The following is a 20,394-nucleotide window of genomic DNA, read 5'->3' on the forward strand; positions in this document are numbered from 1 at the left end:
TTTACACGATTAACTTTTTTATCTTCGTGCCTATGAATGCAATTGATATAAGAACGGTTGATGTTGTTCAATATATAAAACCATTACGGGAAGGTGGTTCCCTGCCGGCGATTGTAAAAGCCGACGATGGATTTTTATATGTTTTAAAATTCAGAGGGGCAGGACAAGGAAAAAAGGCGTTAATAGCTGAACTTATTGGAGGCGAGCTGGCCCGGGCCATTGGACTTAAGGTGCCTGAATTGGTTTTTATGAATCTAGATGATTCATTTAGCAAGACAGAACCGGATGAGGAAGTTCAAGACTTACTCAAATTTAGTGTAGGCCTCAACCTCGGCTTGCATTTTTTGTCCAGTGCCATTACTTATGATCCTTTGGTTTCCAAGGTGGATGCCTTGATCGCATCTAAAGTGGTACTACTGGATAGCATTATGAGTAATATAGACAGGACGGCAAAGAACACCAATTTGTTGCACTGGAATAATGAATTGTGGGTAATTGATAATGGCGCAAGTTTTTATTTTCACCATAATTGGGAAACATGGAAAAATCATCTTACCAGAACCTTTCCACTAATAAAGGACCATGTGCTTTTAGAGTTTGCCACAGAATTAAAAGAGGCGGCATTAGTAATAAAAGGTTCACTCAATACCGATAAAATTGAAGAGATCATTGGATTAATACCAGAGGAATGGTTGTTGGACGGGGCCGATGATTTAAATCCCGATGAAATTAGAGCGGCTTATATTGAATATATAAACGCCAAACTTGCTATGATCGATATATTAGCTAAAGAGTCTGAAAATGCAAGATAAAGACAAATACGAATACGCAATTATTAGACTTGTACCTAAAGTGGAGCGTGCAGAATTCTTCAATATTGGGGTGATACTTTTTTCAAGGCGCAGGAAATTCTTGGAAGTAAAATATTTAGTAGATCCCAAAAAATTAAAATGTTTCTCAAGCGAAATCGATATTAATGCCATAGATGAATATTTAAAGGCCTGGACATTGGTATGTAAAGGAGCACCATATGGAGGTGCGATCGGGAAATTGGATTTACCGGATAGATTTCGGTGGTTAACTGCCTCCAGGAGCACTATGATTCAAAGTTCAGAAACACATTCGGGCCTATGCCATGATCCAAAAAAAGAACTGGAAAATCTATTTGAAAGTTACGTTTTATAGGGGAAATATTTGCGTAAGTGGGACACAATGTTAACATATTAACGAATTGTTGATAATAATACTTGGAATTGTTATGCGGGAATTGACGTTTATTTAAACCGCTAAGATCTTCAAATTTACCTATGATATTTATCGATAGGAATGGCAGTAGAGCTAGGTATATTGCAGTTGGGACAGGGTTTTAAGATTTAAGAAATTATGCGTGAAAATTCAAGCTTGTTCGCCTCTGAAAATAGGCCCAGTAAATATTATTGAACTAATTAGCTGTATTTTAAATTATTAGCACGATATTTGCAAAATAATATTATAATAAATTTAATTACATTACAATGAGTAGTAAAGGAACAGTAAAATTTTTCAATGACACTAAAGGTTTTGGTTTTATCACTGAAGAAGGTGTTGAAAAAGATCATTTTGTACACATCTCTGGATTAATCGATGAAATTCGCGAAGGCGATGAAGTATCTTTTGATCTTAAAGAAGGTAACAAAGGATTAAACGCAGTAAACGTACAAGTTATATAATATATACTTCCATGTTTAATGAAAAGGCCCATCAGTTATGATGGGCTTTTTTATGTTTATAAAACAACGAATTTTAAGAAATAAGGCGTAGTTTCGCGCCCTGTAAAAAACTGGTGTATGAAGCGTATAAATGAGTACAAGAAATTATTTGGAATAGAAAAGGAAATCGATCTAAAGTTGCTGAAGAAAAGTTACCGCGACTTGGTAAAGGAATGGCACCCGGATAAATTTCAAGAAGGAGATAACAAACGTGGGGAAGCGGAAGTAAATGGTCGCAGGATTATAGACGGCTACCATTTTTTAGTGAGTATAGCTCCTGAAACCAAAGCAGCAAATCTAGAGGCATATACCGAAACTATTAATAATTCCGGTATTGCAGATTACCATCACAAAGGTCTTTTGTTGGAAATTACCTTTATGGACGGATCTACTTACGAGTATTTTGGCGTTACCAAACAAGTTTATATCAAGATGGTCAACTCCAATACGGTTAATCGTTTTGCCAAACGTATGATCTATCCTAAATACACTTATAGACAGTCTAAAAAACAGCTTCAAGAGGCATAAGACCTTTAAGCTTGAAAATTTAAGCAACCAATTAAGCCTTGATTAAAGAATTAAGTGAAAGCCCTTTGGACTTTTTCTTATTTAAAAAACGACGGTTAAGTTTGTCCGCTATTGACTGCTAGCCAAGGTGATCTGCCCGGGACAAGTTGGTGATATGTAATTAACAGTAATATAAACGAATATTTATTCGATTATATTGTTTATATTTGCAGCGTGAGAGTAAAGGATGAAATAAAACAATTGGCCATAGTAGAAAACACTTTAGAAGTGGTTTTTGAACGGGGCTTCGCCGGAATTAAAATGGCGGACCTGGCCAAGCGGGTTGGCCTATCTGTTTCCACCTTATATGTTTATTATAAGAATAAAGAGGATTTAGTTGTGTCTATTGCCACGGATTTAATCGCCAGGGAAACCCAAAGAAGCGAACAGGAGATATCACAGAATTTACCCTATAAGCTAAAACTAAGAACACTGTGGTTATTTTGGATCAATTTCAGTATCAACCATAGAAAGGAAATGAGTTTCTTGGATCAGTTAAAGAAATCTCCTTATTACGATAAAGTACCTGTATCCGTTAAGGCAAACAAAAGTAAGTTGGCCATGGAATTAATTGACTTGGGGAAAAAGGAAGGTCTGCTAAAGAATATTGATAACCATATTCACTTTGCCGTTATCGGGGCCATAATGGGGGAGACCGTAAAACTAATTATGGATAATAAATTGGAATTGAGTAAGAAAGATATAGACTTGATGTTCTCCACGGTTTGGGACGCCATTAAAAGTTAGTTTTTTTTGGATCATAACAGAATTAATATTCGATAATAGAGCAATTAGTGGCATATTGGTGGCAAAAACTATGAATCAATTTAGAAATACAATAAAGAAAATGAGTATAATTATTGGCAGTGGACTTTTCATGGTGATTGTGATCGGGGTTCTATTTTTGTATTTAAGCCCTGAGTTTGGTGGTACTCCCACCATGGAGCAAAAAAAAATCTACATTAAATCACCCAATTATAAGGATGGAAAGTTTGTCAACAGGGAACACGTAAAACTGGATATGAGTATGCGCGATATGGGTAAAAGTTTGGCGGGCTACTTTGGGTCTTCACCACTTACAAAACCCAAAATGAATATTCCAGTGGACAATTTGGATTCGTTGGATATTGTTAAATTTAAAGACAGCACTCGGCTTATCTGGTTTGGTCATTCTGCTTTCCTGTTGCAAACGAACAACAAAACAATTTTGATCGACCCCATGTTCGGTAAGGTGCCTGCACCGCACCCCATGTTGGGAAGTAACAGATTTAGTAGGGAGCTACCGATCGCTGTAGAAAAACTTCCGGTAATAGATGCCGTGATTATTTCCCACGATCATTACGATCACTTGGACTACGGCACCATTCAGAAATTAAAAGAGAAAGTGAATATGTTTTACACCCCCTTGGGTGTTGGTGTCCACCTACAAAAATGGGGAGTGGAAAAAGGACGTATTGTAGAATTGGATTGGTGGCAGGAAGTTAACCATGAGGGTTTAGTATTCAGATGTACCCCGGCCCAGCATTTTTCCGGAAGGGGATTGTCCGATAGAGCAAATACTTTATGGAGTTCTTGGATAGTACAATCAGAAACCGATAATATTTTCTTTAGTGGAGACAGTGGTTATGGCCCACATTTTAAGGAGATTGGAGATAAATTTGGTCCTTTCGATCTTGCCATGATAGAATGTGGGCAGTACAATGAGATGTGGCCCGATATTCATATGTTTCCAGAAGAAACAGCCCAGGCAGGATTGGATGTAAGGGCAAAGCAGATAATGCCCATACATTGGGGAGCCTTTAAATTGGCAATGCATCCCTGGACAGAACCTGTTGAACGCCTTTCCAAAAAAGCTAAGGAACTCAATCTGGATTTGATAACACCAAGAATTGGGGAACCCATAAATATTGATAAATTGAATGTACGCACCTCTGAATGGTGGAAAAAATCTGAATAACCATGATTACAGTTTTTAAGACAGATATAAGTCAGGAGCAGGAGTCCCGGGTAAGACAATTTTTAGACCTATTTAAGGAGATTTTAAAGATAGATTTTGATTTTGAGGATTGTGATAATATACTCCGTATAGAAACCATTGACGATATTACCTCCCACGTAGAAATCGTCTTAAATTCCAATGGTTATTTCTGTAGAGAACTTTTGTAGGGCTAGGCATTCCAGCTGAAACGTATTTTAAGTGCTTAAGCTATAATTAGGCAGTATAGAACCCACTATTGACAAGATTTCCGGATAAGTAAATTATATAAGTGTCAGTGATCATAAAATAAGGGGCTTGGGTACGCCGCATTGCATGAGTCAGCAGATCCCGGTAATATTGTTCAATTATAAATAGGTTTCGATAATGCTCAATTTCTGTAAGCTGCATAGAACAACCGGCATAGCGGAAGCCACACATATTAAATCTTTGTTAATATTGATTATTGTTTACGGCCAACCGGCTCTGGACCTAATTATATGTTAATAATATCGGTAGGAGTTTCAATTAAAATGGTCATTTTACCACGTAGTGCAATGGGCTGCTTCATAATTTCAGGGTTGTGCCTTATCATTTTGATCCAGTCGTCGGTAGAAAACTCATGAGGATCAAATTGTGCCTTATAGGATGGATGTTCCTGATTTACCAAGTCCTTCACCTCAATCTTTAATTTGTCCGCCAGTTCTACTATTTGGGTTCCCGTTAGGGCGACTTTTAAGATGTCTATTTCATGTATAGGTAGGCCCTTAGCCTTCGCATATGCCAAGGTTTGCTTGGCCCTTGTGGATTTGGAACTGTAATACAAGGTAATCTGTCTTTCCGATGTAGCTATTTCTCCCATATGCTTTATTTTTGACCTGCATCACCCATTTTTTTTATGGGTCTCCATATGATGTTTTAATAATTGCTTTAAACTCTCCAAATAATCCTGCAAAGCTTCCTTGTCTACATGCGGATGGTTTTTTGCAGAAATTGTCAAAGGGTTTTCATCCAGAGAACGATATAATTCGGGGTAATTGCTCTCGATATTGGAGGTAAGCTGTGTAATCTGGCCTAATACTTTTCTTAAATCGTTCATTTTAAAATAGTATTGATTGCATACTATAAATATAAAGAAGTTTTTAATCTAAAACTCAGGTTAAGGTCATATAAATCCTATTTTCAGTCTAATAACTCTTAAAAACACCCCGAGACTGTCAAAATTTTATTAGTGAAACTCAATTTTGAGAAGTCAGTAAGACGCACTGAAAATTGAAAGTTGAACTAATCCCGCCGAAAAAGGCGGGATCTAGGTTCAATACCTCGACCCTTGGGTCGATTCCTATTATTGGGTTCAGGGCTTGCCATGAGGTTTAATACCTTTTATTTGTTACCGACTGCTGAAGCAAACTAAGGACTTATTGTTGGCAATTTATATTTGCAAATTTTCTTGTCAAGAGTTTATGACCATTCATATCGGTTATTTTTTGATGAAATCATATATTAGGGTCATTTCAACTATATTTATGTAGCACAAACCTTTAAAAGTGCATAAAATACCCAATATTTACAATAATGGTAAAGAGGTATACAGCTACCTTTGAAGTATAATTAAGAGCGATAGTAAAACAATATAAACGAAAAACAATGAAAGCAATAGGATTTAAACGATCACTACCCATTTCTGAAAAAGATAGTTTTATAGCGTTCGAAACGGAAATACCAACGCCCACTGGATACGACCTACTGGTTAAAATTGAAGCAATTTCCGTAAACCCGGTAGATTTTAAAATAAGGCAAAATGCTGCAAAGGATACGGTATTGGAGACCCCGAAAATTATTGGATGGGATGCAGTGGGAATCGTGGAGGCGGTAGGCGACACCACTTCAAAATTTAATGTTGGAGATCAGGTTTACTATGCTGGGGACATAACCAGGAGTGGTAGCAATGCAGAATACCAATTGATAGACGAGCGTATTGTTGGTCACAAACCTAAAAACCTAAGTATAGCCGAAGCGGCCGCAATGCCACTAACAAGCTTAACAGCCTATGAGGCCTTGTTTGATCGTATTGGAATAGACGCGGAGAAAGACAAGGGAAAATCCGTCTTGATCTTGGCAGGAGCTGGTGGGGTAGGCTCTATTGCTATACAGTTGGCCAAGAAGTTGGCCAATCTTACGGTAATTGCTACGGCTTCCCGTGAAGACTCCATTAAATGGTGTACAGATTTAGGGGCGGATTTCGTAGTAAATCATCATAACCTAAAAGAGGAATTGGAAAAATTAGGGTATAGCCAAGTAGATTATATTTTGGATTTTGTGGATTTGGAAGGGTATTGGGAAATGGCTACAGATATTATTAAACCACAGGGACATATTGTTTCTATTACGGGTAGTAGTAAACCTTTGAATCTGAATTTGCTAAAAAATAAGAGCGTTACCTTTTCGTGGGAGTTAATGTATACTCGTTCCATGTATACAACGGAGGACATAGAGAGGCAGCACGATATTTTAAATCATGTGGCCCATTTGTTGGACGAGGGAATTTTAAAATCCACCTTGAACACTACACTATATGGATTTACGGTGGAAAACCTCAAGTACGCGCATGAAATGCAAGAATCCGGAAAATCTATAGGTAAAACGGTAATCCTTTATTAGTTAATATCCCAGGCAAATGACCATTGAAGAAAAATTAGAAAGTTTAGGTATAGTGGTTCCCAAAATAGCCCCAAGAGGGGTAGGGAATTATGTTTCTTGGACAATTAGTAATAAGATCCTCTACACCTCTGGTCAATTACCTTGGAAGGATGGAGAATTTGGTGTATTGGCATATACCGGTAGGGTAGGGAGCGACCTGGATATTGAACAGGGATATGATTGTGCCCGTATTTGTGCCATCAATGCCATTGCGCAATTAAAAGATGCGGTTAAAGATCTTGAACGAGTTAAAAAAATTATCCGCTTGGATTGCCATATTCAGGCTGCAGAAGGGTTTAAGGAACACTCCGATGTTTTGGACGGTGCTTCGGACGTATTGAACCAAGTGTTTGGGAAAAGGGGTATCCACACCCGATCGGCAATTGGTATTTATCAATCGCCATTGGATGTTCCGGTAATAGTCTATTTAATTGCCGAAGTAGATTAGGCAGGGTTCTAGATAAACTTTAAATTATTGAATTTAATGCAGTTGCGTAAAGTGTTATAAATCAATTCTCTGCCCTGTTTTTACTGCTTTGTAAATGGCGTCGATAATCTTCAGGTCCTTAAGACCTTCCTCACCGTCAACGGGAACAATAGGTTGTACCCCTTCAAAAATTAGTTGGGCCATTCCATCCATCTGAAGGGTCTGGTGGGTTATATGTGGCTGTGTCAATTCGCCCTTATGTGTCCTGCCTTTAATGGGACCATATCCTGAGGAGGGTTGCATTTCTGCATAACCCTTTTCCCCATTTAGAAAAAAACGGTCCAAATGGCTCATGGCATAGGTAGATAGGCATGAGGCCGTAGCACCACTTGGAAATCCCATTTGAAATTGTATGGTTTCATCCACACCTTCCTTAAATTTTACGGGATCTGTTTTGGTTTCCTGGGCCGTAACCCAAATTGGTTCCTCACCTAGCATATACCGGGCTCCATTAATGGAATAGATACCAATATCCATCATTGCACCTCCACCGGCCAGTTTTTTATTCAATCGCCATTGGGTGGGGTCACCAATGGTAAATCCGGATAGTCCTTGAAAGAATTTGAGCTTTCCAAATTCCCCAGCCATACGCATCCTAATTACTTCCACTGTTTTGGGCTCATAATGCATACGATAACCCACCAATAATTTCACATTTGCCGCTTTACAGGCATCTACCATTTCCTGACCTTCTTGGGCATTGATGCCCATAGGTTTTTCACAGATTACATGTTTTCCCGTCTTGGCTACCCTAATCACTTGATCTTTGTGTAATCCGTTTGGTGTTATAACATAAACGGCATCTATATCGGGGTTGTTTTTGATTTGATCAAAATTATCGTAGTTATAACAATTCTTTTTGGGAATGTCATACTTGGAGCGCCAATCTACAACTTTGGATGGGGTTCCACTTATAAGTCCAACCAACTTGGCCCTCTTGCAAGATTCCATGGCTTTGGCAACTCGAGTACCGTAACCTCCAAGGCCCATTATGGCAACTTTTAAAATGGGTCCCTCATAAGGCTCGTTGGATGCTGCAAACAGCTGTGCTGGACTATATAAAATTGGTAAACCGATGGCAGAAACGGTCAATTTTCCAAAAAAATCTCTTCTAGAACCCATAGTGATTGTATTTGTTTGTCCTAAAAATAACTAAAAGGAAGTTATGCCACCAACAGTTGAAGAAATGATTTGTCATAAATAAGCCACCTATATTAATTTTATTACAGCGAAGAATACGTTGGCCTGCCCAGTCAATAAGCGCTTTAAACCGATTTCAGCCTTGGACTGTATCCATTTTCGCTAGGTCTACCAAGAATTGGATTCAAGTGTTTTATGGCTGCCAAAAAGGAGATCTTTATAATAGGTTACCTTTGCAGATTTTTCACGCACATGCAAGATCAAAATAGAATAACCTTAATAAAGCCCCAAGAGTTTCCTTTTTTCTATGGTTATGTAGTGCTTTTTATTGGCAGTTTGGGCATTTTAGCGAGTATACCGGGACAAACCATGGGTGTCTCGGTCTTTACAGATCCTGTAAAAGATGCCTTGGGATTAACGAGAAATGAGTTTAGCAATGCGTATATGATCGGTACTTTGTTAAGCTCCGCCCTGGTGGCAAGGGCGGGCATTTGGTTCGATGCTTATGGAGCCAGATATGTGGCTTTCTTTGCAACCCTGCTTCTTGGAGCGTCTCTCTTAATATTTTCTGTTTCTGTTGAAATTAGTGGGGCCTTAAAGGCCCTTTTTAATTTCGATTCTTGGTTGATTCCGTTCTTATTGATTACCCTTTTATTTTTTTTAATAAGATTTAGTGGTCAGGGGGTATTGACTATGGCCTCAAGGAACATGATTATGATGTGGTTCAAAAAAAATAGGGGCAAAATTAATTCCATAAGCAGTATTACCGTGTCATTGGGTTTTTCCAGTGCACCTATTTTGTTAAATAGTCTTATAGACGACTATGGCTGGGCAAGCAGTTGGCAAATAATGGCTATGTGTCTTTTTATTTTTTGCATCTGTATTTTACAATTATATAGAAATAGGCCAGAAGATTTTAATTTGCTTCCGGATGGATATGACAGGAACGCAGTGGACCAAGAAAAGGAGGAAATGGAAACCGATTTCACCTTAAAAGAAGCTAAAAAAACTCGGGCCTTTTGGATGTTTGGATTGGTATTGGCCTTCAATAGTTTTTATGTAACGGGATTTACATTTCATATCGTTTCCATTTTTGGCAGTCAGGATTATACAAAGGCCGAGGCCATCGCTATTTTTTTACCAATGTCTATTATAGCGATTTTCGTGTCAACCCTGTGTAATATTTTAAGTGATTATATCCAGCATAAGATCTACTTATTCATTATGTTGGCAGGTGGGGTAGTGGCCTCATTGGGATTATTGTTTCTCTCCAATCCTGTAGGGGTTTATTTATTGGTCGGGGGGCTAGGGACCATGGGTGGCTTATTTGCCGTAATCAATGCAGTTACATGGCCAAGTTTTTTCGGCAGAAAGTATTTAGGTTCCATTACAGGAAAAGTGATGAGCGTATTAGTTATAGCCAGCGCCATTGCGCCTAGCTTATTTAGTTATTGTTTTACCTCCTTGGGGTCGTATAAGTATATAAGTTATATCACCTTAGCTTTTTTATTGTTTTTGATCATTGGGTCCTTTAAGGTGAAGAATCCTCAATAAAATGTCTAATATATACAAAAATACTTAAAGTAAAGCTTTAAGTATTGGGCTTAAAATAAGCGTAGGCATATATTTTTTAAGTTAATTTGATGGCATTTAAATAATAAGAAAATATTTTTGTCAGTGTGTTAAATATCTCAAGGAAAAATTTAAATTTGATGCTGATAAACCACAAATATTCACCACCAATTTAAACTTTAGATCTAAGAATGAATACTTTAAAAGGTAGTCTTGGTGCCATATTTTTCCTATTCTATTTTATGGTGATTATTTCCGGCTGTAGCTCAGACAGTAACGAGAATATGGAAGTTGAATCTGCAATTTTACTTTCCCCTAAATCACTGACCCTTTCTGAAAACAGTAGTGGTACTTTAACTTTATCAATTGTCCCATCCAGGGAAACGCCCTGGGAAATTTCATCTAAACCGGATTGGATTTTTATCAATTCGCTTTCGGGAACTTTTAAGGGAGAAGCCGTATCGTTGTATATAAGCCCTATTACTGAAGGGTTAGGTCCAGGTGAATACGATGGAATTATTAAATTAACTTCTAATGGCCTGGAGGCAGAAGCAAATGTGATATTACGCATTGGAGAAAAGGCCTCTATGAGCTTGTCTGAGAGTAGTCTGAGTTTTGGATATTTCGAAGATGAAAAGAGCTTTTATGTAAAAAATGAAGGTAATGTCGTGCTGGATTGGAGTGCTACTTTAGCCGAATCCTATTTTTCTATTATCCCTCAAAATTCCAATTTAGCGCCGGGAGATTCCGTTATGGTCAATGCTGTGTTGGACAGAAGTTCCTTGCCCACTACCATCCATGAACTTGATTTATCTATTATCAGCAATAGGAATCAAATCATTAAAATACCGGTTGCCTATAAAAATTATAAGGAAGAAAAATGGTTGATCAGTGGAGAAGTAGTGGATGCGGAGTTCGATAGAATAAATGACCAAATGATTGTGGTGTCAACAGGACCCAACGAAATTCGTAAGATCGACCCTTTGAACCAGAGCATGGAAACTCTACAATTGAACATAACTCCCACCTGTCTATCGGTAAGCCAGGATGGAAATTTTGCCGTAGTGGGACACGATGCCCGAGTTTCCTATATTGATTTAAACACAATGCAATTGCTTAATATTTTTGATGTTGCCACAGATGTTTTCGACATCGTTTTGGCCCCAAATAATTGGGCTTATGCTTTTCCTAGGTCGGGACAGTGGCAAAGGATCCATTGCGTAGATATGACCAATGGAACTGAGACCATCTCTACAGGCAATCAGATACGTGAAGGCACCAAGGCCAAGTTGCACCCTTCGGGCAATTTTATTTACGGATCGGATAACGGTGTTTCTCCCTCCGATGTAGAGAAATATGATATTAATGCTGGGACCGCGCATTATTTGTACGATTCACCCTATCACGGAGATTATTCCTTTGATGGTGATATTTGGATGTCTGATGCTGGTGATAAATTGTTTTCGAGAAGCAGAAATATATTTAAATTGTCTGAGGACCAAGCTACTGATATTCGTTATAATGGACAATTAATGGGAAATCAGAAAATATCTACCTTGGATATCCATACAGTTGCCAATAAAATTTGCGCTGTAATGGAAACTGGTACCATTTATCAGGAAGTGCCGTCCAATATCATCAACATATTTGATGCGGAGTATCATGGAAATATAGGGACTATTTTGTTGCCAGGATATTTGGTTCCCGATGGCACCGGAGATGGCTCAATTTATGATTCGGAAGCACATTTTGGCTTTTTCAATAATGCGGGTACTGCTTTTTATTCGCTTTTAAAAGCTCCGGAGGAGGCTGATTTGGCAAGCAAGTGGAGTCTGGCTACGGTGCTTTTGGATTAAATGGGCGATAACATTTTTAATAACAATACCATTTGGTATTGAATAAGAAGTTTTGGCCATGAGAATGTATAAGAACAAATTTAGAGGGTTATGCAGTACAGGCATTTCGTGTTAATAGCCTATATTCTCCGTTGTTTTTAAATTCGCGTATGGAGGTGCCTGCATATTTTTTAAAGGTCTTTGATAGATGGCTAACATCTGTAAATCCTAATTCATCGGCAATTTCAGTAAGCGTGAAATCGGAGTTTAGTAAACGAATTTCTACCAATTTCAATTTAGCCTTGATTATGTATTCCCGCAAAGGCATATTCACTTGTTTTTTAAAATATTCACTAACGTAGGTCGTAGACATCATAAAAACATCGGCCAGGTTTTCTACCTTCAATAGCTCGGACTTGTCAATATTCTCGTTTATATAGATAAGCATCTTTGTAATTCTTTCGTCAAAATTCTTTTTGGGAAAATCAAAATAACTGGTCCTTTTAATGTTCCTGATCAGTATCTCCAAAATGCTGGTCATTAAACTGGTAATCAAGTTTACCGACTCTTGGCCATAGTTCCTGGATTCGAGCAGAATCATGGAAATCAAACTTTCCAAATGGTGCCGATCTAAATCACTTTTTATTATATCGCCCGGTAACTGATTGTAATTGGAAAGTATATAGGAGGCTTCCTTAAACCATTCGTTTCTATCAATGGACAATCCATTGATATTCTTAAAAAATGAATCCGTAAACTTTAAAAAGACGAACTTGGTGGGTTGTTCAATAGTAAAAGAATGACATTTTAGAGGAGGCAGTAGAAAGATGCTGCCTCTAGAATAGGCAACCTCATTATAGTTGATACACTGCGTACCTTCTCCTTCTTTTATTAAAACCAATTCAAAGAAGTTGTTTTTGACCGGGCGCTGTTTCCATTCCGATAATTCCAGTTCTTGTATTTCAAAAGGTTTATAGGTCTCCAATACTTGCATTTAAGGCTTATTTTTAAGTAAAATTAAGTAAAATAGCATTAACACATCAATTATCTGGTCCATTAACCTTTAAAAATACATAAATACCCATTTTTTATACCACAAATTAGCAGTTGTGCCCCATTAACTTTGCAACAGAAATTAATCTGAAACAAAAAATATAAAAAATGCTTACTCCAAACATTTCTAAAAAAGACATTATCAACGCTTTTCAATTTAGACACGCAACCAAAGAATTCGATGCCACTAAAAAAGTATCGGATGCCGATATAAATTTCATTTTGGAAACGGCACATTTATCTCCCAGTTCTTTTGGTTTTGAACCATGGCATTTTATAGTGGTCCAGGATAAGGAACTAAGGGAAGCTTTAAAACCAGTGGCTTGGGGTGCACCGGTAAAATTGGATACTGCAAGTCACTTTGTATTGGGGTTGAGTATGAAGGCACCCATGACCAAATGGGATTCGGAATATATTATGTCCATGATGAAGGATGTAAAGCAATTACCAGCGGATGTAATAGAAATGTATTCCAAATTTTATAGGGAATTCCAGGAGCGCGATTTTAATCTCGATAATGATAAAAAGTTGTTCGATTGGGCCTCTAAGCAGACCTACATCGCTTTGGGGAATATGATGACATCAGCGGCATTGATCGGTATAGACAGTTGTCCAATTGAAGGTTTTCACCAAGAAAAAGCAGAAGCGCTGTTACGGGAAAAATTTGGCGTGGATACGGACAAATATGGTTTGTCGTATATGGCGGCATTTGGTTACAGAAAGGAAGAACCAGCCTTTGCCAAATCGAGAAGGAATAAAGAAGATATAGTTACCTGGTTGTAGTAATTAACTTTATTTAAAAAAATATTGAGAGTAATTATTTTTAATATGGATATAGCCTTGTGAAGACAACCAATAACGGCCCTCAAATTTTACTCTTTGGATATTCCTTGTGTTTCACTTAAAAGAATAGGCCATTCACTGATTCCTTAAAATTCATGTTGTTCCAATCCACATCTTTGTAGGGTAATAATAACCTAAAATGAATTTTATAATGAAAAAAGTAAGCATACTGTTTTTTTTAGCAATGCAACTATTATTTGTGTTTTCCTGTTCTGACGATGTTGCAGAAACAACGGGTGATGAATTAGAAGTAATAGACAGCGAGGCGTATGTTGAAACCTATGGGGATACGGATTTTGAAGCTTCTGATTGGACGGATGATACCCATAGTAAATCGGCCGACCCTAATTTTGATGAAGTATTTGAAGATGATGCTGTGAAGCGATTGGATATTGTAATTACAGAAGAACGGTGGCAGAGTATGTTGGATGATATGACCTCACTTTACGGTGCATTTGGTGGGAGTGGAGTCCCTAGTGGTGGAGGTCCAGGCGGTGGAGGATTGGTAGAGGTTGATGAGGACCCTATTTTTGTGCCGGGGGAAGTGTTGTATAATGGAAAGGAATGGTACAGGGTAGGAGTGCGCTTTAAAGGCAACTCAAGTTTACAGTCCAGCTGGTCGGGAGGCATCTTAAAGCTATCCTTTAAGTTGGATTTTGATGAATTTGAGGATCAATACCCCCAAATAGACAATCAGCGCTTTTATGGTTTTAAGAAATTGAGTTTAAAAAACAACTACAATGACAAATCCATGTTGCGGGAAAAGGTGGCTACGGATATCTTTAGAGATGCCGGTGTAGCAAGTTCGCACGCGGCATTTTATACCGTTTATGTGGATCATGGCGATGGACCCCAATATTTTGGAGTGTATACTTTGGTTGAAGAAGTTGATGACACGGTGATCGACACCCAGTTTTCGGATAATGATGGTAATCTGTACAAGCCTGATGGTGACGGAGCCAGTTTTGCCGAAGGCACATTTACCGAAGATGTATTTGTAAAGAAGACCAATGAAGATGAGGCCGATTATTCGGATGTAGAGAGTGTTTTCGCTGCTTTGCATGCAGCGGACAGAACAACGAATCCTGAAACATGGCGTGCCAATTTAGAGGCTGTTTTTGATACCGATACCTTCTTAAAATATTTGGCGGTAAATACGGTAATCCAAAATTGGGATACTTACGGAAGAATGACGCATAATTATTATCTGTACAATAATCCCGATACGGAAAAATTATCATGGATTCCTTGGGATAATAATGAGGCTTTGCAAGAGGGTAATAGAGAAGGGTCTTTAGCTTTGGATTTCTCTGACTTAAATGTTACGGAATGGCCATTGATCGGCTATCTATATGAAGATGCAGCCTATAGGGTACAGTACGATGCTTATCTACAGGAAGTGGTGGATAATGCCTTTAGTGTTGGTACCATGCAAGCAAAATATGCAACCTATGAGACATTGGTAGAACCTTATGCGAACCTTGAAGTTTCCGGTTATACATTTCTAAGTTCAAGTTCGGATTTTCAGGCTGCCATAAACCAGTTGAATAGTCACGTTGGCGCCCGTGCCACAGCAGTGAGCAGTTATTTAAATAAATAGTTTTTTTGAGTTGATGAACCTACAGGTTGATTAATTTTTATTGTTCCCCCGATTAAAATCCGGCTACTTGTAAAAGTGGCTGGATTTTTTTATTTCTTTTCATGAAATGGAAGTCAATAGCAGTAGAAAAATCAAAAACTAAATTTTTGTAAATTCGCTATTAACAATATGACAAGGGATATAATAGATATAAACGACTTTATTATTTTGGTAGAGGAAGCCAAAGTAAATGAGGCCACCATAGATTCATGTACTTTTGATGAACCTTTGATAGCCGTCGCCTTTTATGGCTCTGGTAATGTTGATTTAAAGGTAAAATATGGGGATAAACTTAAAGAGTTCAATCATACCACAGGTCTCGCGCTTTCGTTTTATGCGGATGACAAGGTAGAATTTATACATACGGTCTCCTCCTCCAAGCCTTTGGAGTGCTTGGTAATTGCCACTTCCATAAAAGTATTGGATAAACTTCCCAATCAAGAAGGCGAATTATTCGGGGAAATGCTGACGCAGTTGGTGAACCCCTCGGATCATTATGTGGAAGGACCTCATTTTATCATGACTCCGGAAATGCAAGCCATTGTTGAAGGTTTATTTAACATTCAATACAATGGAAAAACCAAAATGATGTTTTTCCGAAGTCAGATAACAACTTTGCTTTCCCATTTTTTTGGTCAATTGGCCAGTTTGAAAACGGAAAAAATAAGCACCCAGGAACGAGGCCAGCTTAATCAGGCCAAAGATATCTTATTGAAGAATATTGATAACCCTCCTTCCCTAAACGAACTTTCCAAGCAAATAGGGTTAAACACCTTTAAATTAAAAAAAGACTTTAAGGCATATTTTGGCGTTCCCGTATTTAAATACCTTCAAAACGAACGATTGACCTTGGCTCACAAGTTGATCAGAAATCGGGATGCTACGGTACAGGAAGCTGCCTGGCATGTAGGCTATGATAGTCTAAGTTCATTTTCCAACGCCTTTGAAAAAAAGTTTGGCTATAGACCTAGTCAGATCAAGTAAATTCCTTTTCGAACAAATCTTACTCCATTTGGGACAACCCGTCCTGAGCGCACTCCAATAATTTTGGCATGTAACTTTAAAAAATAAAAGTCATGAAAATTAAACGCGCACTGCTTATCGGCATGGTCATTTGGATTATTGCCATTCTTTTTTACTCGGTTTCTTATTATTTACCCATTTCAGAAAATAGAGAGGCACAGGCAAATCTTGTATTGTTTGTTGTGGTGATACCTTTGGTCTGGTTCGGATGCACTTTCTATTACAAAAAGGACCTCCAAACCCATGGATATCTGGTGGGGCAAACCATGTTATTGACTGCTGTTTTATTGGATGCCTTAATCACGGTCCCCTTCTTCGTAATCCCAAAAGGAGGTAGTCATTTTAGCTTTTTTACCTCCTTGGGATTCTGGATCATAGCGGCCGAGTTTTTATTGGTAGCCGTGTTATACTGGTATGCCCGCATATACCCCAAAACTAAACTACTAAAGAATTAAGGCCATGGATATCACACTTGAAACTATATTAATCAGCGTATTGATAATATTGACCGGTCTATCGGCGGGACTGTGCTTCACCTGGACCAATGCCATTACCCCCGGAATTGGAAGGTTGGATGACCAGGGCTATTTGATGTCCTTTCAACAAATGAACCGAACCATAATCAATCCCCTGTTCTTTGTGGTGTTCTTTGGTCCTTCCATACTCGGGTTTATCAGTTTGTATTGGTTCCAAGGAAGTCCGGCTACACTTATGTGGCTATTGGTTTTGGCCACGGCTACCTACTTCTTTGGGGTAGTGCTGGTCACTATTTTCGGGAACGTCCCTTTAAATGAGATGCTGGATAAAGTCGATTTGAATACGGCAAGCAAAAATGAATTGGGAAGATTGAGGGAAAGCTTCGAACTAAAATGGAATCGTTTGCACCTTATAAGGACCATCACCTCGGTTATTTCCTTTCTCTTACTACTAATGGTATTAATACAGGCCGCTAAGAACAGTTTTCAATAAAGGTCTCTAAATCGTAAACAATAATTAAAATTAAAATGGAAAACAAGAACAATATTTTAGTCATCGGCGGAACTGGAAAGACGGGCCGCAAAGTAGTAAAAAGATTAATTAAGGCGGGCCATAAGGTGAGGATAGGTTCCAGATCGGCTTCTCCGGCCTTTGATTGGGAACAACCAGAAACCTGGTCAGAGAGCTTGAAAGGGATAGACAAGGTTTATATCACCTTTCAGCCAGACCTAGCGGTTCCGGGAGCTTTGGAAGCTATTGAAAAATTGATCAAGAAAGCCAAGCAATCTAGAGTAAAAAAGGTAGTGCTATTATCTGGAAAAGGAGAGCGCGAAGCTGAACTCTGTGAACAAGTGGTGATCCACTCGGGACTGGATTATACTATTGTTAGGGCCAGTTGGTTTAATCAAAATTTTAGTGAAAGTTTTTTCCTGGAACCTATTTTGGAGGGCTTTGTGGCCTTGCCACAGGCAGATGTTAAAGTTCCCTACGTGGATACGGATGACATTGCCGATGTGGCTGTAGCTGCCTTGTTGAACGAAAAGCACAATGGGCAGATTTACCAACTTACGGGTCCAAGACAACTTACTTTTAAGGAAGTGATCCAGGAAATTTCGGAAGCCACTGGAAGGGACATTGTATTTACGCCAATTGCCCTGTCGTCCTATACCCAAGTAATGAAACAACAGGGAGTCCCTGCCAATTTTATTTGGTTAATTGAGTACTTGTTTACGGAGGTTCTGGGCAATGCAGACAATGCAGAAATTACCCATGATATAGAGAAAGTATTGGGAAGAAAGCCAAAAGATTTCTCGGACTATGTAAAGGGAACTGCAGCTACAGGAGTTTGGAATCCCCCTTCTTTATGAAATCACGGAGGTTCACATAGAGTAGATATCAACAATTAATATCGGTTGAAAACAATCCTATAGGTTGGACCAGCAACTATCTGCTTTAGTAAAATAAATATATCTTAAAGCAGACAGGAGATAAAAACTAAAAAGAATAATTCAAAAATTTAAACCTATGCCACATTTTATTATAGATTGTTCGGAAAACATTATTTCATTAAAGTCACCTCAGGAGATTATGCAAAATGTATATGATGCCGCCGAGTCTACAGAACTTTTTGACCCTGGAGACATAAAGGTGAGGATCAATCCATTTAAGTATTACAATATAGGGAACACTAAGAATGATTTTGTTCACATATTCGCCAATATTATGGAAGGGAGAACGGTACATCAAAAGTCTATGTTATCAAAAACATTGGTAACCAAATTAAAGCAAATGTTTCCGGAAGTTCAGATTCTATCCATGAACATCCGAGATTTTGAAGAGGCAACTTATTTTAATAAACCTATGATTTAGAAAAGATGAATAAAGAGCAGAAATTAAAAATATTGGATACTAGTTGGAAGTTGCATAGTCAAGTTGAAACTAGTTATTTGAATAATCCCGCCAAAATAGGCGATATGGAGTGGTTGGAAAAACAGCGTATGCTTCTGGCGGATATGGCACTACATTTATTGCAGACAGCTATCAGACCAGGTGATATTGAATCAGATAGATTGCGTGATAATATGAATGCCATACTTACTTTAGCAGATCAGTTTCTACCAAGTGCTGATCTCAAAAAGGCCACTGAAAAATTGTACGATAGCTTATAATCCCATGAGAAAATCAATAATTACCTTCAGTATCCTTCTTTATGCCATTGTGGTTCCTTTTTTGGAAATAAATGCAACCCATGTTTTCAATCCAAATTGGACTCCCCATGTTAGAATTCATGAAGTATGGCAGTTAATTACGAATTCGAGTATTGGAATGTTATGCCTGTGGTTGGTTTGGGTTAAGAATGAAACCAATATCAGTGGCATATTAAGTTTATTGGTAACAGGGGGCTTCTTATTGGCTTTTGGCTTACAGGAATCTTATGGGGGTTCTATGAGGTTTATGGATGGAAGTGAAAAAACATTATTGGGAGTTAATATAGGCGTCTTTGGATTTGGTATCGCATTTGTTGGTTTGTTGTATAGTTTAATATTTAATAAATTAAAGAGGACATAGAGAAGAAAACTTAAATAGAAATGAGGTTCAGAAAAGCTACAAAAAATGACGTTTTGGAGATTGTAAAAATGATTGCCGATGACGATTTGGGAAAAACGCGGGAAAATTTCAATATACCGTTGCCCAATGAATATTATAAGGCCTTTGAAAATATAGACTGCGATGATAATCAGGAACTTATAGTTGTTGAAAATGAAGCTGGTGAGGTGATAGGAACCTTACAATTATCCTTTATCCAATACCTTACGTATCGTGGAGGGGTAAGAGGGCAGATTGAAGGGGTGCGAATAAGAATGGATCAAAGGGGATCAGGATTAGGAACCAAAATGTTTGAATGGGCCATAAAGAGAGCAAAGGAAAGAAATGCCCATCTGCTTCAATTAACTACAGATAAGAAAAGGCCAAAGGCCATAGCTTTTTATACAAAACTTGGTTTTAAGAACAGCCATGAAGGGATGAAGATGCATTTGGATTGATCATCAATTATTTAACATGCTTTTTTAAAGACCAACGCCAATTTAACCTACTTTTGGAATATTCAGTATTTAGACAGCTCTTCTTTTTTTAATTTCTTACCATTTTAATCAATCTTTTGCTTTCTTCATTTTTTTTAATAGATGTAGTTGAGTCTATAAAGTGTATTTGGTTACTTCGCTTCAATATAATGTTAAGTGGGTTAAGCAATAAGTAACACTTCTCCTATAACACTTCTCCTAATTGGAATGATATACTGCTTTTAAAGAAGCATTAATCAAATAAAAAGAAAT

At 38.0% G+C, this 20,394-nt stretch carries 25 protein-coding genes; 21 read left to right on the forward strand and 4 right to left on the reverse strand.

The features are described from left to right. The first annotated feature begins 32 nt into the window (after positions 1–32). From CWD91_RS12400 to CWD91_RS12430, 7 genes are all read left to right on the forward strand, one after another. On the forward strand, positions 33–812 hold the full coding sequence (locus tag CWD91_RS12400; protein ID WP_103441267.1) for a HipA family kinase: 780 nt from the start codon (positions 33–35) through the stop codon (positions 810–812). Further along, positions 802–1,185: a DUF3037 domain-containing protein gene (locus CWD91_RS12405; protein WP_103441268.1), complete on the forward strand. Its 384-nt coding sequence runs from the start codon at positions 802–804 to the stop codon at positions 1,183–1,185. The genes CWD91_RS12400 and CWD91_RS12405 overlap by 11 nt, the downstream gene beginning before the upstream one ends. A gap of 329 nt (positions 1,186–1,514) precedes the next feature. Further along, a complete protein-coding gene (locus CWD91_RS12410) occupies positions 1,515–1,709 on the forward strand; it encodes a cold-shock protein (protein ID WP_031444295.1) in 195 nt (64 codons plus the stop codon). A 117-nt stretch (positions 1,710–1,826) separates the two neighbouring features. After that, positions 1,827–2,276 carry a KTSC domain-containing protein gene (locus CWD91_RS12415; protein ID WP_103441269.1) on the forward strand — a complete coding sequence of 150 codons (450 nt, stop codon included), beginning with the start codon at positions 1,827–1,829 and terminating at the stop codon, positions 2,274–2,276. Between the two features lie 213 nt (positions 2,277–2,489). Continuing rightward, the gene (locus CWD91_RS12420; RefSeq protein WP_157943774.1) at positions 2,490–3,062 is read left to right on the forward strand and encodes a TetR/AcrR family transcriptional regulator; all 573 of its coding nucleotides are present in this window, start codon (positions 2,490–2,492) and stop codon (positions 3,060–3,062) included. Positions 3,063–3,132: 70 nt separating this feature from the next. Then, the gene (locus CWD91_RS12425; protein ID WP_239985758.1) at positions 3,133–4,272 is read left to right on the forward strand and encodes an MBL fold metallo-hydrolase; all 1,140 of its coding nucleotides are present in this window, start codon (positions 3,133–3,135) and stop codon (positions 4,270–4,272) included. Between the two features lie 2 nt (positions 4,273–4,274). After that, entirely contained in the window at positions 4,275–4,481 is a 207-nt protein-coding gene (locus CWD91_RS12430; protein WP_103441271.1) for a hypothetical protein, read from the forward strand. A 305-nt stretch (positions 4,482–4,786) separates the two neighbouring features. On the opposite strand, the gene CWD91_RS12435 is transcribed toward CWD91_RS12430, so the two are convergent. Then, a complete protein-coding gene (locus CWD91_RS12435; RefSeq protein ID WP_103441272.1) occupies positions 4,787–5,152 on the reverse strand; it encodes an arsenate reductase family protein in 366 nt (121 codons plus the stop codon). A 21-nt stretch (positions 5,153–5,173) separates the two neighbouring features. Beyond that, positions 5,174–5,389 carry a hypothetical protein gene (locus tag CWD91_RS12440; protein ID WP_103441273.1) on the reverse strand — a complete coding sequence of 72 codons (216 nt, stop codon included), beginning with the start codon at positions 5,387–5,389 and terminating at the stop codon, positions 5,174–5,176. 548 nt (positions 5,390–5,937) lie between these two features. Between CWD91_RS12440 and CWD91_RS12445 the strand changes: the two genes are divergently transcribed. Both CWD91_RS12445 and CWD91_RS12450 read left to right on the forward strand, forming a co-directional pair. Continuing rightward, positions 5,938–6,951, forward strand: coding sequence for a zinc-binding alcohol dehydrogenase family protein (locus tag CWD91_RS12445; RefSeq protein ID WP_103441274.1), 1,014 nt, complete (start codon positions 5,938–5,940; stop codon positions 6,949–6,951). A 16-nt stretch (positions 6,952–6,967) separates the two neighbouring features. After that, positions 6,968–7,438: a RidA family protein gene (locus CWD91_RS12450; RefSeq protein WP_103441275.1), complete on the forward strand. Its 471-nt coding sequence runs from the start codon at positions 6,968–6,970 to the stop codon at positions 7,436–7,438. A gap of 54 nt (positions 7,439–7,492) precedes the next feature. Here CWD91_RS12450 and CWD91_RS12455 read toward each other — a convergent pair whose 3' ends face one another. Further along, positions 7,493–8,599, reverse strand: coding sequence for a Gfo/Idh/MocA family protein (locus CWD91_RS12455; RefSeq protein ID WP_103441276.1), 1,107 nt, complete (start codon positions 8,597–8,599; stop codon positions 7,493–7,495). 270 nt (positions 8,600–8,869) lie between these two features. Between CWD91_RS12455 and CWD91_RS12460 the strand changes: the two genes are divergently transcribed. Both CWD91_RS12460 and CWD91_RS12465 read left to right on the forward strand, forming a co-directional pair. Then, positions 8,870–10,171 carry an MFS transporter gene (locus CWD91_RS12460; RefSeq protein WP_103441439.1) on the forward strand — a complete coding sequence of 434 codons (1,302 nt, stop codon included), beginning with the start codon at positions 8,870–8,872 and terminating at the stop codon, positions 10,169–10,171. Between the two features lie 209 nt (positions 10,172–10,380). Further along, positions 10,381–12,045, forward strand: a complete 1,665-nt coding sequence (locus CWD91_RS12465; protein WP_103441277.1) for a BACON domain-containing protein — start codon at positions 10,381–10,383, stop codon at positions 12,043–12,045. Positions 12,046–12,133: 88 nt separating this feature from the next. Here CWD91_RS12465 and CWD91_RS12470 read toward each other — a convergent pair whose 3' ends face one another. Next, the gene (locus CWD91_RS12470) at positions 12,134–13,018 is read right to left on the reverse strand and encodes an AraC family transcriptional regulator (protein ID WP_103441278.1); all 885 of its coding nucleotides are present in this window, start codon (positions 13,016–13,018) and stop codon (positions 12,134–12,136) included. 167 nt (positions 13,019–13,185) lie between these two features. On the opposite strand from CWD91_RS12470, the gene CWD91_RS12475 reads away from it, so the two are divergent. From CWD91_RS12475 to CWD91_RS12520, 10 genes are all read left to right on the forward strand, one after another. Beyond that, entirely contained in the window at positions 13,186–13,860 is a 675-nt protein-coding gene (locus CWD91_RS12475) for an NAD(P)H-dependent oxidoreductase (RefSeq protein WP_103441279.1), read from the forward strand. 211 nt (positions 13,861–14,071) lie between these two features. Further along, complete coding sequence (locus CWD91_RS12480; protein WP_103441440.1) at positions 14,072–15,520, forward strand: CotH kinase family protein; 1,449 nt, start codon at positions 14,072–14,074, stop codon at positions 15,518–15,520. Positions 15,521–15,688: 168 nt separating this feature from the next. After that, the gene (locus CWD91_RS12485; protein WP_103441280.1) at positions 15,689–16,543 is read left to right on the forward strand and encodes a helix-turn-helix transcriptional regulator; all 855 of its coding nucleotides are present in this window, start codon (positions 15,689–15,691) and stop codon (positions 16,541–16,543) included. Between the two features lie 92 nt (positions 16,544–16,635). Beyond that, positions 16,636–17,037, forward strand: a complete 402-nt coding sequence (locus tag CWD91_RS12490; RefSeq protein WP_103441281.1) for a DUF5367 family protein — start codon at positions 16,636–16,638, stop codon at positions 17,035–17,037. A gap of 4 nt (positions 17,038–17,041) precedes the next feature. Beyond that, positions 17,042–17,551 (forward strand): anthrone oxygenase family protein, encoded by a 510-nt coding sequence (locus CWD91_RS12495; protein ID WP_103441282.1) that lies wholly within the window; start codon positions 17,042–17,044, stop codon positions 17,549–17,551. Between the two features lie 35 nt (positions 17,552–17,586). Beyond that, on the forward strand, positions 17,587–18,426 hold the full coding sequence (locus CWD91_RS12500; protein WP_103441283.1) for an NmrA family NAD(P)-binding protein: 840 nt from the start codon (positions 17,587–17,589) through the stop codon (positions 18,424–18,426). A gap of 157 nt (positions 18,427–18,583) precedes the next feature. Continuing rightward, positions 18,584–18,928, forward strand: coding sequence for a 5-carboxymethyl-2-hydroxymuconate Delta-isomerase (locus tag CWD91_RS12505; protein WP_103441284.1), 345 nt, complete (start codon positions 18,584–18,586; stop codon positions 18,926–18,928). 5 nt (positions 18,929–18,933) lie between these two features. Beyond that, positions 18,934–19,227, forward strand: a complete 294-nt coding sequence (locus CWD91_RS12510; protein ID WP_103441285.1) for a hypothetical protein — start codon at positions 18,934–18,936, stop codon at positions 19,225–19,227. Between the two features lie 4 nt (positions 19,228–19,231). Further along, positions 19,232–19,627 (forward strand): hypothetical protein, encoded by a 396-nt coding sequence (locus tag CWD91_RS12515; protein WP_103441286.1) that lies wholly within the window; start codon positions 19,232–19,234, stop codon positions 19,625–19,627. Between the two features lie 20 nt (positions 19,628–19,647). Beyond that, on the forward strand, positions 19,648–20,103 hold the full coding sequence (locus CWD91_RS12520; protein ID WP_103441287.1) for a GNAT family N-acetyltransferase: 456 nt from the start codon (positions 19,648–19,650) through the stop codon (positions 20,101–20,103). Positions 20,104–20,394 lie beyond the last annotated feature (291 nt).

Source organism: Arenibacter hampyeongensis (genome assembly GCF_002909255.1).
In the GTDB taxonomy this organism is placed as follows: Bacteria; Bacteroidota; Bacteroidia; order Flavobacteriales; family Flavobacteriaceae; genus Arenibacter; species Arenibacter hampyeongensis.

Coding starts and splice junctions, on each gene's coding strand:
- CWD91_RS12400 (WP_103441267.1), top strand. CDS start 33: ATGAATGCAATTGATATAAGAACGGTTGATGTTGTTCAATATATAAAA.
- CWD91_RS12405 (WP_103441268.1), top strand. CDS start 802: ATGCAAGATAAAGACAAATACGAATACGCAATTATTAGACTTGTACCT.
- CWD91_RS12410 (WP_031444295.1), top strand. CDS start 1,515: ATGAGTAGTAAAGGAACAGTAAAATTTTTCAATGACACTAAAGGTTTT.
- CWD91_RS12415 (WP_103441269.1), top strand. CDS start 1,827: ATGAAGCGTATAAATGAGTACAAGAAATTATTTGGAATAGAAAAGGAA.
- CWD91_RS12425 (WP_239985758.1), top strand. CDS start 3,133: ATGAATCAATTTAGAAATACAATAAAGAAAATGAGTATAATTATTGGC.
- CWD91_RS12430 (WP_103441271.1), top strand. CDS start 4,275: ATGATTACAGTTTTTAAGACAGATATAAGTCAGGAGCAGGAGTCCCGG.
- CWD91_RS12435 (WP_103441272.1), bottom strand. CDS start 5,152: ATGGGAGAAATAGCTACATCGGAAAGACAGATTACCTTGTATTACAGT.
- CWD91_RS12440 (WP_103441273.1), bottom strand. CDS start 5,389: ATGAACGATTTAAGAAAAGTATTAGGCCAGATTACACAGCTTACCTCC.
- CWD91_RS12445 (WP_103441274.1), top strand. CDS start 5,938: ATGAAAGCAATAGGATTTAAACGATCACTACCCATTTCTGAAAAAGAT.
- CWD91_RS12450 (WP_103441275.1), top strand. CDS start 6,968: ATGACCATTGAAGAAAAATTAGAAAGTTTAGGTATAGTGGTTCCCAAA.
- CWD91_RS12455 (WP_103441276.1), bottom strand. CDS start 8,599: ATGGGTTCTAGAAGAGATTTTTTTGGAAAATTGACCGTTTCTGCCATC.
- CWD91_RS12460 (WP_103441439.1), top strand. CDS start 8,870: ATGCAAGATCAAAATAGAATAACCTTAATAAAGCCCCAAGAGTTTCCT.
- CWD91_RS12465 (WP_103441277.1), top strand. CDS start 10,381: ATGAATACTTTAAAAGGTAGTCTTGGTGCCATATTTTTCCTATTCTAT.
- CWD91_RS12470 (WP_103441278.1), bottom strand. CDS start 13,018: ATGCAAGTATTGGAGACCTATAAACCTTTTGAAATACAAGAACTGGAA.
- CWD91_RS12475 (WP_103441279.1), top strand. CDS start 13,186: ATGCTTACTCCAAACATTTCTAAAAAAGACATTATCAACGCTTTTCAA.
- CWD91_RS12480 (WP_103441440.1), top strand. CDS start 14,072: ATGAAAAAAGTAAGCATACTGTTTTTTTTAGCAATGCAACTATTATTT.
- CWD91_RS12485 (WP_103441280.1), top strand. CDS start 15,689: ATGACAAGGGATATAATAGATATAAACGACTTTATTATTTTGGTAGAG.
- CWD91_RS12490 (WP_103441281.1), top strand. CDS start 16,636: ATGAAAATTAAACGCGCACTGCTTATCGGCATGGTCATTTGGATTATT.
- CWD91_RS12495 (WP_103441282.1), top strand. CDS start 17,042: ATGGATATCACACTTGAAACTATATTAATCAGCGTATTGATAATATTG.
- CWD91_RS12500 (WP_103441283.1), top strand. CDS start 17,587: ATGGAAAACAAGAACAATATTTTAGTCATCGGCGGAACTGGAAAGACG.
- CWD91_RS12505 (WP_103441284.1), top strand. CDS start 18,584: ATGCCACATTTTATTATAGATTGTTCGGAAAACATTATTTCATTAAAG.
- CWD91_RS12510 (WP_103441285.1), top strand. CDS start 18,934: ATGAATAAAGAGCAGAAATTAAAAATATTGGATACTAGTTGGAAGTTG.
- CWD91_RS12515 (WP_103441286.1), top strand. CDS start 19,232: ATGAGAAAATCAATAATTACCTTCAGTATCCTTCTTTATGCCATTGTG.
- CWD91_RS12520 (WP_103441287.1), top strand. CDS start 19,648: ATGAGGTTCAGAAAAGCTACAAAAAATGACGTTTTGGAGATTGTAAAA.